The 10,112-nt window shown below is 70.9% G+C and carries 13 protein-coding genes; 7 read left to right on the forward strand and 6 right to left on the reverse strand.

The window, feature by feature from the left end; translation table 11 throughout:
* Positions 1–8: 8 nt before the first annotated feature.
* The 5 genes from BJF81_RS11575 to BJF81_RS11595 form a co-directional block, all read right to left on the reverse strand.
* A complete protein-coding gene (locus BJF81_RS11575; protein ID WP_075958459.1) occupies positions 9–1,760 on the reverse strand; it encodes a DEAD/DEAH box helicase in 1,752 nt (583 codons plus the stop codon).
* Positions 1,761–1,852: 92 nt separating this feature from the next.
* A complete protein-coding gene (locus tag BJF81_RS11580) occupies positions 1,853–2,194 on the reverse strand; it encodes a DUF3039 domain-containing protein (RefSeq protein ID WP_075958460.1) in 342 nt (113 codons plus the stop codon).
* Between the two features lie 52 nt (positions 2,195–2,246).
* Positions 2,247–2,843, reverse strand: a complete 597-nt coding sequence (locus BJF81_RS11585) for a YqgE/AlgH family protein (RefSeq protein WP_083664175.1) — start codon at positions 2,841–2,843, stop codon at positions 2,247–2,249.
* A 19-nt stretch (positions 2,844–2,862) separates the two neighbouring features.
* Entirely contained in the window at positions 2,863–3,171 is a 309-nt protein-coding gene (locus tag BJF81_RS11590) for a hypothetical protein (RefSeq protein ID WP_075958461.1), read from the reverse strand.
* A 65-nt stretch (positions 3,172–3,236) separates the two neighbouring features.
* Positions 3,237–4,655: an NAD-dependent malic enzyme gene (locus BJF81_RS11595; RefSeq protein ID WP_075958462.1), complete on the reverse strand. Its 1,419-nt coding sequence runs from the start codon at positions 4,653–4,655 to the stop codon at positions 3,237–3,239.
* A gap of 121 nt (positions 4,656–4,776) precedes the next feature.
* On the opposite strand from BJF81_RS11595, the gene BJF81_RS11600 reads away from it, so the two are divergent.
* Together BJF81_RS11600 and trxA are read left to right on the forward strand one after the other, a co-directional pair.
* Positions 4,777–5,760, forward strand: a complete 984-nt coding sequence (locus tag BJF81_RS11600) for a YihY/virulence factor BrkB family protein (RefSeq protein ID WP_075958463.1) — start codon at positions 4,777–4,779, stop codon at positions 5,758–5,760.
* Between the two features lie 46 nt (positions 5,761–5,806).
* Complete coding sequence (trxA, locus tag BJF81_RS11605) at positions 5,807–6,172, forward strand: thioredoxin (protein ID WP_075958464.1); 366 nt, start codon at positions 5,807–5,809, stop codon at positions 6,170–6,172.
* Positions 6,173–6,272: 100 nt separating this feature from the next.
* On the opposite strand, the gene BJF81_RS20560 is transcribed toward trxA, so the two are convergent.
* Positions 6,273–7,217, reverse strand: a complete 945-nt coding sequence (locus tag BJF81_RS20560; RefSeq protein ID WP_075958484.1) for a cold-shock protein — start codon at positions 7,215–7,217, stop codon at positions 6,273–6,275.
* Between the two features lie 377 nt (positions 7,218–7,594).
* Here BJF81_RS20560 and BJF81_RS11615 point away from each other — a divergent pair, with 377 nt between their 5' ends.
* The 5 genes from BJF81_RS11615 to BJF81_RS17595 all read left to right on the forward strand — a co-directional run bounded on the left by BJF81_RS11615 (position 7,595) and on the right by BJF81_RS17595 (position 9,972).
* Positions 7,595–7,876: a type II toxin-antitoxin system RelE/ParE family toxin gene (locus BJF81_RS11615; RefSeq protein WP_075958465.1), complete on the forward strand. Its 282-nt coding sequence runs from the start codon at positions 7,595–7,597 to the stop codon at positions 7,874–7,876.
* A 16-nt stretch (positions 7,877–7,892) separates the two neighbouring features.
* Complete coding sequence (locus BJF81_RS11620; RefSeq protein ID WP_075958466.1) at positions 7,893–8,189, forward strand: HigA family addiction module antitoxin; 297 nt, start codon at positions 7,893–7,895, stop codon at positions 8,187–8,189.
* A gap of 436 nt (positions 8,190–8,625) precedes the next feature.
* The gene (locus BJF81_RS11625; RefSeq protein WP_075958467.1) at positions 8,626–9,030 is read left to right on the forward strand and encodes a hypothetical protein; all 405 of its coding nucleotides are present in this window, start codon (positions 8,626–8,628) and stop codon (positions 9,028–9,030) included.
* Positions 9,023–9,226, forward strand: coding sequence for a helix-turn-helix transcriptional regulator (locus BJF81_RS11630; RefSeq protein WP_237770204.1), 204 nt, complete (start codon positions 9,023–9,025; stop codon positions 9,224–9,226). The genes BJF81_RS11625 and BJF81_RS11630 overlap by 8 nt, the downstream gene beginning before the upstream one ends.
* 539 nt (positions 9,227–9,765) lie before the next feature.
* Entirely contained in the window at positions 9,766–9,972 is a 207-nt protein-coding gene (locus tag BJF81_RS17595) for a hypothetical protein (RefSeq protein WP_143780811.1), read from the forward strand.
* The last annotated feature ends 140 nt before the right edge of the window (positions 9,973–10,112 follow it).

Here is a 10,112-nt window from a genome sequence, read left to right on the forward strand (position 1 = left end):
CGGCGCCCTCAGCGGCGCCCGACGAACCACCGGCGGATCGTCTCGATCCGCGACGACACCTGCTCGCTGCTGGCGGTGGCCAGCTCGGGCCCGCCGCAGGTGCGGCGCAGCTCGGCGTGCACGACGGCGTGGGGCCGGCCGGACTTCTGCGCGTAGGCGGAGACCAGCTTGTTGAGCTCCTTGCGCTGCTCGGCCAGCGCCCGGTGCGCCGAGACGGCGCGTGCCCGCTCCTGGCCGCCGCCCCGGGTGACCTGCTTCTTCTGCCGCTCGCGCAGCACGTGGGCGACCTGGTCGGGCTCCAGCAGGCCGGGCAGACCCAGGTACTCCTCCTCGTCGTCGGACCCCGGCAGACCGCCGAGCCCGAACTGCTCGGCGTCGAAGAGGACGTGGTCGAACTCGGCCGCCGAGTGCAGCGCCTCGAAGGATCCCTCGAGCTCGTCGCTGGCCCCCTCGGCGGCGTTGGCCTGGGCCACCAGCTGGTCCTCGGGCGCCCACACCTCCTCGTCCTCGCCGGTCGACCGACGGTTGAGCACGTGGTCGCGCTCGAGCTCCATGCTGCCCGCGTGCTGGAGGATCAGCGGCACGCTGGGCAGGAAGATCGAGGCCGTCTCCCCCCGACGTCGGGCACGGACGAACCGGCCCACGGCCTGGGCGAAGAACAGCGGCGTGGAGGTGGAGGTCGCGTAGACGCCCACGCACAGCCGAGGCACGTCCACCCCCTCGGAGACCATCCGCACCGCGACCATCCAGCGCGAGGCGCCCTCGGCGAACTCCTCGATCCGGCCCGAGGCACCGCTGTCGTCCGAGAGGACCACGGTGGGCCGCTCCCCCGTGAGCTCGTGCAGCTGCCGCGCGTAGGCCCGGGCCGAGCTCTGGTCCGTGGCGATGACCAGCCCGCCGGCGTCCTCGACGTGCCGCCGGACCTCGGAGAGCCGCTTGTCGGCGGCGGCCAGCACCGAGGGCACCCAGTCGCCGGCCGGGTCGAGCGCGGTCCGCCACGCCTGCTTGCTGACGTCCTTGGTCATCGGCTCCCCGAGCCGGGCCTCCAGCTCGTCGCCCACCCGGGTGCGCCAGCGCATCGTGCCCCCGTAGGCCAGGAACAGCACCGGGCGCACGACCCCGTCCCGGAGCGCGTCGGCATACCCGTAGGTGTAGTCGGCGCTGGAGCGCAGCTCGCCCCCGTGGTCCATCTCGTAGCGCACGAACGGGATGGCGGCGGTGTCGGAGCGGAAGGGGGTGCCGGTCAGGGCGAGGCGCCGGGTGGCCGGCTCGAAGGCCTCGCGGATCGCCTCGCCCCAGGACAGCGCGTCGCCGCCGTGGTGGACCTCGTCGAGGATGACCAGGGTGCGGGCGGCCTCGGTGCGGGAACGGTGCAGGAGGGGCTTGCTGGCCACGCCGGCGTAGGTCACCGCCACCCCGTCGTAGTCGGCGCCGTGCCGGCCCTGGGCGTTGGCGAAGCGGGGGTCGATCCGGATGCCGACCTTCGCGGCGGCCTCGGCCCACTGGACCTTGAGGTGCTCGGTCGGGGCGACGACGGTGACGCGGGAGATCTCCCCGCGGTCCAGCAGCTCGGTGGCCACCCGCAGCGCGAAGGTCGTCTTCCCGGCGCCCGGCGTGGCCACGGCCAGGAAGTCACGGGGCCGCTCGGCCAGGTAGCGCTCCAGGGCAGCGGCCTGCCAGGCGCGCAGCTTGTTGGCGGTTCCCCAGGCGGCCCGCTCCGGGTAGGCGGGGGGCAGGTGGGACGCGGCGGAGGTCGACATGGCCGACCCAGGATAGGTGGTCCCGGGGACAGACTCACCCGTCCCGGCGCGCCCGCGGGGACCGCCTCAGCCGTGGTATGGCGTGTCGCGCCTCAGTCCCCCGCGCCGCCGGAGTCCTTGCCGCCCCCGCCGTCCTGCGGGTCACGCAGACCGTCGTAGATCTCCTTGCACATCGGGCAGACCGGGAACTTCTCCGGGTCGCGCCCGGGGACCCACACCTTGCCGCAGAGCGCGATGACGGGGTTGCCGGTCATCGCGCTCTCCAGGATCTTCTCCTTGCGCACGAAGTGGGCGAAGCGCTCGTGGTCGCCGGGTTCGGAGAGCCGTGGGTCGGCGCTGGTGTCGGTCCGTTCCAGCACTGCGGTCTGCGTCTGCGGTCCGGAGGGCGCCTCGGGGGTGTCGAGCGGCTGGTCGGAGCTGGTCACGGTCGCCATGCGGCCAGTCTATGACCGGAGCCGCTCCGCCGGGAGGTCTCGGTGGTGCCGCTCAGTTGGTCTCCGGCACGTCGGTCCACGTGGTGACGAAGGCCATGCTGCTGCGCTGCCGCAGGAGCACCTCCCGCCACAGGCCGGCGACGTCCTCGTGGAAGGGGTCGCGCGGTTCCCGGGGGACGACGTACCAGGCCCCCCGGCGCAGCTCGGACTCCACCTGTCCGGCGGCCCAGCCGGAGTATCCGACGAAGATGCGGAACGCCCCCAGCTCGGGCACCACGAGAGGCGCGGGGGCGTCGAGGTCCACCAGGCCGATCCCGCCGAAGAGCAGCTGGGTCCCCAGGGGCGGGTCGTGCGGGTCGTGCCCCGGGACGCTCACCAGCCCCATGGCGGTGTCCGGCCCGACCGGCCCGCCCCGGAAGAGCACGCCGGGTGCGGTGACGAAGGGCTGCCACTGCGGCAGGACCGCCTCGACCCGGGCGTCCATCGGGCGGTTGAGGATGAGCCCGTGGGCGCCGTCGGCGTCGTGGTGCAGGACGAGCACGACGGCCCGCTCGAAGACGTCACCGGTCAGCGGGGTCGCCACGAGCAGGGACCCGGTCAGGTCCTGCCCGTCGGCGCGGCCCGGGCCTCGCGCCCCCGGCTCACTCACGCCGTCCCCTCGCGCGTCCTCATACCTCCATCTTGGCCCAGGACCGTGCCAGCCCGCGCGCCACGACGACCCCGACCGCGACACCCACGAGGTTGGCGGCGGCGTCCCAGGGGTCCGTCATCCGGCCGGGGGCCACCCAGGACTGGACCGGCTCGGCGACGAGGGCGTGCAGGACGAGGACCGGCACCAGCCACCGGGCGCCGAGCAGCCACGCCAGGGCCGTCGGCCCGGCGAAGGCGAGCAGATGGCCCACCTTGTCGCTGCCGTCGGGGCCCTCCGGCCCGGGGACCGATGCGGAGTAGAGCCCGACCACCTGGACGGCGAGCATGACGAGCAGGGCGACCCAGCCCAGCAGCCGGACCGGGTCCTGGGCCGCTCCCCCGCCCGGTGCGCTCAGGAGCCCTCCCCCGCCCGGCGGTCCCGCGCGGCCTGCTCGACGGCCCGGGCCACCGCCGTCGTCGCGGCCGTGTTGAACACGCTCGGGATGATGTAGGTGGGGTTGAGCTCCTCGGGGGTGACGACGTCGGCGAGGGCCGAGGCCGCGGCGAGCAGCATCTCGTCGTCGACGTGGTCGCTCTGCGCGTCGAGGAGGCCGCGAAAGACACCCGGGAAGACCAGCACGTTGTTGATCTGGTTGGCGAAGTCGCTGCGGCCGGTCGCCACGACCGTCGCGTGCCGGCCGGCCTCGACCGGGTCGACCTCGGGCACCGGGTTGGCCATGGCGAAGACGACGGCGTCCTCGTTCATCTGCGCGATGTCCTCGCCGGTGAGGATGTTGCCGGCGGACACGCCGATGAAGACGTCCGCCCCGACGAGGGCGTCCTTGAGGGTGCCGGTCTCCATGGCCCGGTTGGTCTGGCTGGCGATCCAGGCCAGGTTGCCGTTGGTGCCGCGCATGACGTCGGCACGGCGGGAGTGCACCACGCCGTCGACGTCGGCCACGACCAGGTCGGTGGCTCCGGCGAGCAGGAGCAGGCGGATGATCGCCGAACCGGCCGCGCCGGCCCCCGACATGACGATCTTGACGTCGTCGAGCTCCTTGCCGACCACCCGGAGGGCGTTCTTCAGGGCGGCCAGCGCGACGATCGCGGTGCCGTGCTGGTCGTCGTGGAAGACCGGGATGTCCAGCTCCTCGCGCAGGCGTGCCTCGATGTGGAAGCAGCGCGGGGCGGAGATGTCCTCGAGGTTGATGCCGGCGAACCCGGGGGCGAGCGCCTTGACGATGCGCACGATCTCGTCGGCGTCGTGGGCGTCCAGGCAGATGGGGAAGGCGTCGATGTCGGCGAAGCGCTTGAACAGGGCCGCCTTGCCCTCCATGACCGGCATCGCGGCCAGCGGGCCGATGTCGCCCAGGCCCAGGACGGCCGACCCGTCGGTGACGACCGCCACGGTGTTGCGCTTGATCGTCAGGCTCCGGGCGTCGGCAGGGTTCTCGGCGATCGCCTGGCAGATCTTGGCCACGCCCGGGGTGTAGACCAGGGACAGGTCGTCCCGGTTGCGGATCGGCAGCTTGGACCGCACCTCGAGCTTGCCCCCGAGGTGGGCCAGGAAGGTCCGGTCGCTGACCCGTCCGATCTCCACGCCGTCAACGCCGGCGATGGCCTCGACCACCTCGGCCGCGTGGGTCGTGCCGTGGGTGGCCACGGTCAGGTCCGCCTGGAGCCGCTCGGTGCCCGACTCGCTGATGTCCACCGCCGTGACCATCCCCCCGACGTCGGAGACCGCGGTGGTGATCTCCGAGACGGCGGTGACCCGGGCCGGGAGCTCGAGCCGGACGGTGATGGAGTTGGACACGGAGGGCACAGGGCTCATGGGGGGACATTCTTCCCTGCCGGCTCGCCCGTTCCCGCATCCGGGTCGCCGGCGGACAGAGGGCGGACGGGCACGTCGCCGGCGGCCGTGCGGTCCGGGATCCGACGGGAGAGACTGGGGCATGTCGTCAGCGCCGGACCGCGAGCCGACGTCGGCCGGTCAGGGGGCCGGTGCCGTCGACCCCCGCCAGATCCCGTGGCGCGGTTGGGGGCTCGTCCTGCGCCGGGTGCTCCGCCGGATCGGGGGCGACCGCTTCTCTCTTCACAGCGCCGCCGTCGCCTTCTTCGCCGTGCTCTCGGTGGCACCCGTGCTCCTCACCGCGCTGTCGGTCTACGGAGCGGTCAACACGCCCGTCCAGGCGATGGCGCACCTTTCCGGGGCGGTCGCCCTCCTTTCCCCGGCGGTCGGCGACGTGCTGGCCGACCAGCTGGTCTCCATCACGGCCGCGTCCACGCAGGTGCTCACCGTCCGTGGACTGCTCGCCGTGGCCGTCGCCCTCGGGACGGCGACGACGGCCATGACGTTCCTCATGGAGGCGCTGACCGTGGCCTACCGGGAGGAGGAGACCCGCGGGCCGCTGCGCCGAAGCGTCGTCGCCCTGACCCTCGTGCTGGGTGGCGCCGTGGTGCTGGGAGCGGTGATCAGCGCCAGCACCGTGCTGTTCCGCAACCTGTCCGGCGCCCCCGACGTCGTCCGGTCCGTGGTGGTCGCGGGGGTCTGGGTCGGGCTGGCGCTCCTCATGGTCCTGACGCTGGCGGTGCTCTACCGCTTCGGCCCTGACCGGCGCGGCCGGGCCAGGTGGCGCTGGATCAGCGTCGGGTCCGTCTCCGCGACGGTCGCCTGGCTGCTCACCTCCGCAGCGCTGTTCACCTACGTCCGGAACTTCTCCAGCTACGAACGCACCTACGGCTCCCTTGCCGGGGTCGCGATCAGCATGCTCTGGCTCTGGCTCACCGTCCTCCTGGTCGTCCTCGGGGCGGCGGTCAACGCCGAGTCGGAACGACAGACCGCCCGCGACACCACGGTGGGGACTGAACGCCGTCCGGGGCGCCGGGGAGCCGTCGTGGCCGACGACGTCCCTCCCCACGCCGAGGACCCAGGGTGATCGGTGCCACGGAAGAGATCCGCCCCGTCATGACGTTGACGGGTCCATGAGCACCGTGAACCTGACCGCAGAGACCTTCGAGCAGACCGTCACCGGCAACGACATCGTGCTGGTCGACTGGTGGGCCGAGTGGTGCGGCCCGTGCAAGATGTTCGGCCCGGTCTACGACAAGGCCGCCGAGCAGCATCCCGATGTCGTCTTCGGCAAGGTCGACACCGAGGACCAGCAGGCGCTGGCCGCGGGCGCCGGCATCAGCTCGATCCCCACCCTCATGGCGTTCCGTGACGGCATGCTCGTCTTCCGCCAGCCCGGCGCCCTGCCGGCCCGCGACCTCGAGTCGGTCATCGACCAGGTCAAGAAGCTGGACATGGACGACGTCCGCGCCAAGATGGCCGAGCAGCAGAAGGCCTGAGCCGACCGGCACCTCGACGCAGAGGGACCTCCGCATCCGACAGGGTGCGGAGGTCCTTCTCATGGTCGGCGTCCTTCGTGCTGTCGGACCGCCCTCCCGCTCACACCCTCTCGACGCGGTCGGCCTGGGGTCCTCGATCGCTCTGCCGCACCTGGTACCGGACCCGGTCGCCCGGGTGGAGCACCTCGCCGCCTCGCAGGACCGACACGTGCACGAACAGGTCCGCGCCGCCGGTGTCGGGGGCGATGAAGCCGAACCCCCGCTCCGCGTCGTAGCGAGCGACCACTCCCTCGCCGCCGCGGGCGGGGACCGCAGAAGCCTCCCGTCGCCCCGGGCGGGCGCGGGCCGTCGACCTCGCGGGTGCGCCCCGCGGTGGTGAGCTGCGCGCGAGGCGTACGTCGCGTGCCTGCGGGCCCCGCTCGCTCTCGACGACGTCGTACCTCACCCGGTCCCCCTCGCCCAGTTCGGAAAGCCCGTCGGCCAGCTCCCGCACGTGGACGAAGACGTCGGAGCCGCCCGTGTCGGGGCTGATGAACCCGAAACCCTTGCCCACGTCGTACCAGGACACCGTCCCGTCCGCCCCGTCGGAGGCCACGGCCGGCTGGGCCGCGTGGTCGTCGAGGGGAAGCAGATGGTCGGCCTGCGGCCCCTTCTCCCCCTCGACGACGAGGAACGCCACCCGTTGCCCTTCCCGGACGACGCCGCCGACCACGATGGCCGAGCTGTGCACGAAGATCTCGGCACCATCCCCGTCGGGCGTGATGAAGCCGTACCCCTTGGCAGGCTCGTACCAGGAGACGGTGCCGAGCTGGCCCACCGATACGTCGGCGGCCTGGTCGGCCGTGACCCGGACCCGGCGTGCCTGCGGCCCACGATCCCCCTCGCCGATCTCGAACTCGACCACCTGCCCCTCCCGGAGCAGCTTCATCGTGTCGTCGCTGACGATCTCGGACGCATGCACGTACAGGTCCTCTCCCTCCTGGTCGAGGGCGATGAAGCCGAACCCCCGGTCGGCATCGAACCAGCGGACGGTTCCCTGGGTCACGACCTGCTCCTTCACGACGTTACGGGCGGTGTCCCCCCCAGTGTCCCCGACGACGGTGCGACCAGCACCTGCGCCCTGGCACGACGGCACCAGCCGACGGAGCGACCTACGCACGAAACCCCCAGATCCGCGTCCTGATGCGGAATTCTGGGGGTTGACGTGCGACAGCCGCACGACGGAAGACACGGGAGTGGAGGTGGCGGGAATCTCCTCGCCTCTGTTCTGACCAGCACTTTTCGAGTGACCTGATCAACCTGTGTCAGATCTGTGTCAGATTTGCCCGCGTCAACGACCCCCCAGGCTCTCTCGTCATATGGTCAGCCGAAAGGTCCGCGCTCCAGCTGGCCGCACATAACGCCGGGCGTTATGCTGGGCGGGTGATCAGGTCGTTCCGGGACACTGCGACGGAGCGCCTGTGGTCTCGCCAGCGGGCCAAGGGCCTCGATCCACGGATCGAAAGGACCGCCCTGCGCAAACTGGTCATGCTGGACGCCGCCGAGACCCTCGAGGACCTCAGGGTGCCCCCGGGCAACCGACTTGAGGCACTCAAAGGCGACCGGTCCGGTCAGCACAGCATCAGGATCAACCAGCAGTGGCGAATCTGCTTCGTCTGGACCGACGCGGGCCCGCAGGACGTTGAGATCGTCGACTACCACTAGAGGAGGTGCCCCAGACATGACCAAGACCATCGCTCCGATCCACCCCGGTGAGGTACTGCTCCAAGAGTTCATCGAGCCCCTGGGCGTCACCCAGCACCATCTGGCCGTCTCGATCGGTGTGCCACCGCGGCGCATCAACGAGATCGTGCACGGCAAGCGCAGCATCACCGCGGACACTGCCCTTCGGTTGTCCCGGTACTTCGGAACCAGTGACCGGTTTTGGCTCAACCTGCAGACCCGGTACGACCTGGAGACCCGGAAAGATGTCATCGGGGCCGACCTCAACCAGATCCGCCCCCTCCAGACCGCTTAGAGACATGGCGCCGGATGCGGCGAGGTCGCTCGTCGTGCTCACCAGCTGGGAGCTACTGACCATTTCGGCGCAGCAAGCGGATTCGTCGTAGCCAGCCCGGGTAGAGACCGCACCGGCCACAGGTCCGCGCCCTGCCGCGACGCCATGAGGACTCCCGCTGCTGCGCCGAGGAGGCCCTGCTCGCACTTGGCGCACACCTGCCGCCCCGTCGCCGTTCGACGCGCCTGCCCCCTGAACATTCGACCGCACTCGGCGCAGGTGAAGGTGCTCATCCCCGAACCCTACGGCGGTTCCTGTTCGATAGGCAGAGCGCGTTGCGGCAGCAATGTCTGGTTTGCCACGCGCCGCCGGCCGAACGGTTTGCGGGGCTGGACCCCGCGGGCATGGTTGACAAGTCCACTTGACAGGCCTGCGAGGTGACGAGTACGCATGACACATGAAGACTTCGCACGTCTGGCTGATCGCCGGGGCCTTCGCACTTGGAGGTCTGGTCCTGCAAGGCTGGGGGAACGCCGAGGCCGACAACCCGCTCCACGATCCGCTGGGCTCCCTCGGCATGTTGCTGGTGATCCTGCCGCTGACCCTGGCGCTGAACATCACGATGCGCCGGCGCCGGGACGCCCTGGGCGAGAGCTCACCGGACAGCGTGGAGTTCCGGGCCGCGCAGCAGGCCCGCAGCCAGGCCTACGGTGATGCCGTCATCCTCGGAACGGTTCTCTTTGCCGTCCTGGCGATCGTTGCGGACACGCTCGCGGCCCTGACGGCGATGGCTTTCGTGACGCTCGCGGTCGGAGCCTTCTGGGTCCGCTACCGCCTAGCCCTGCGAGCCTTGGGTGCCTGAGACCATCAACAGCCTTCGAGCGCTCAGAGAGTCCCGCGGCTGGAGCCAAGGGCGGCTAGCCAAGGAGCTCGGCGTCTCCCGGCAGACGATCAACGCCATCGAGACCGGGCGCTTCGACCCAAGCCTCCCGCTGGCCATGCGGCTGGCGCACACTTTCGGGCGCACGGTCGAGGACCTCTTCATCCTCAAGCAATAGAAGCTGCGACCGCCTCGCGGAACGCAGGCTGGGCTTCGAATGGCGTGCCCCCCTGAGGGACCCAGAGACGGTGTCTTCCGATCGAGCTGGAACGGAGCGACCAGCGGCATCAGAGTGACGGACAGCAGATCGACTGGCGAGGGCCACGCGGCCAGCCTGTGGCACGCTGCGTCAATGGACCCACGAGTTCTGGTCGCAGTCGCGCTGGTTGCCCTCGGGGTTGGGATAGTCCTCAATCTCGTGTTTCTGAGGAAGAACCGCAACGATGCAGCAGACGCAAAGACCCGCCCCCTGATAGGAGGAGCGTCGGTCTGCTACGGAGCGGCCGGGCTCGTACTGCTGGTCGCCGCATTCCAGTTCTAGACGGGTGTGCGAGCTGTTACACCCACGCGCCGCTCGGAGGGCCCCTCGACGGCGGCAGAGGAGTGGCCCGCGGAACACCGCGAGTCAGTGCAACCAACCGGCCCGCGGCAGATGAGTGCATACGGCCGCGCGGCCCGAAGTCCTGATCCTCAGCTCCGCCGCTGCAATACTGCGGCATGCCGTCAGACGCCTTCCTGAACCGTTCACGCGCGAAGATCTTCATCGTCCTCGGCGTGGTCCTCGTCCTCGGCGCTCCTCTGATCCTCCTCATTGACGCGAGCCCGGCGCTGGGTTGGATGGCAGCTGGCGCAGGGATGGCCTGTCTCCTGGTGGGTTTCGCGCAGCGAAGTTATGCGCGAGACCAGGCTGCCAACGGGCCGTGAAGCACCACGGCAGCACCCGGACGTGCGTAGCTGTCCGCAGCGCGGCAGGAGCGGATACTGCATCCGATCCTGACGTCGTCGTCCGGACGCCCCAACCTCTGCATCTGGGGCACGATGGCGTGGTGCTCGAATCCACCGAA

It is taken from the genome of Ornithinimicrobium sp. CNJ-824 (genome assembly GCF_001942405.1).
Classification (GTDB): Bacteria; Actinomycetota; Actinomycetes; order Actinomycetales; family Dermatophilaceae; genus Ornithinicoccus; species Ornithinicoccus kibberensis.